Here is a 910-nt window from a genome sequence, read left to right on the forward strand (position 1 = left end):
CGCCGACCACTGCGGAGACGGCAAACTTCACCGTCACCGCCACCGACGCCCACAACGACACCGGCAACGCCGCCTATTCCATCCAGGTCGATGCGGCCCCGGTCGTCATCGCCCTCGCTCCGGCGGCCGGCAGCCTTGCCAATGGCGAGGTCGGAACCGCCTATACCCAGACCTTCACCGCATCCGGCGGCGCGGCGCCCTACACCTATGCCGTCACCGCAGGCGCCCTGCCCGACGGCCTGAGCCTTGCCTCGAACGGTGCGCTCACCGGAACGCCGACCACGGCGGAGACGGCAAACTTCACCGTCACCGCGACCGACGCCCACAACGACACCGGCAACGCCGCCTATTCCATCCAGGTCGATGCAGCCCCGGTGGTCATCGCGCTGAACCCGGCGGCCGGCAGCCTCGCCAATGGCGAGGTCGGAACCGCCTATACCCAGACCTTCACCGCATCCGGCGGCGCTGCGCCCTACACCTATGCGGTCACCGCAGGCGCCCTGCCCGACGGCCTGACCCTTGCCTCGAACGGTGCCCTCACCGGAACGCCGACCACGGCGGAGACGGCAAACTTCACCGTCACCGCCACCGATACCCACAGCGACACCGGCAACGCCGCCTATTCCATCCAGGTCGATGCAGCCCCGGTGGTCATTGCGCTCACGCCGGCGGCCGGCAGCCTCGCCAATGGCGCGGTCGGCACCGCCTATACCCAGACCTTCACCGCATCCGGCGGCGCGGCGCCCTACACCTATGCGGTCACCGCAGGTGCCCTGCCCGACGGCCTGACCCTTGCCTCGAACGGCGCCCTCACCGGAACGCCGACCACGGCGGAGACGGCAAACTTCACCGTCACCGCCACCGATGCCCACAACGACACCGGCAACGCCGCCTATTCCATCCAGGTCGA

1 protein-coding gene is annotated in these 910 nt (G+C 69.6%); it reads left to right on the forward strand.

Annotated elements, in window-relative coordinates:
• Positions 1-910: putative Ig domain-containing protein (locus tag BBX35_RS22635; protein WP_171901511.1), on the forward strand; the 910-nt coding region annotated here is incomplete at both ends.

Origin of the sequence: Stappia indica (genome assembly GCF_001696535.1) — a bacterium.
Taxonomy (GTDB): domain Bacteria; phylum Pseudomonadota; class Alphaproteobacteria; order Rhizobiales; family Stappiaceae; genus Stappia; species Stappia indica.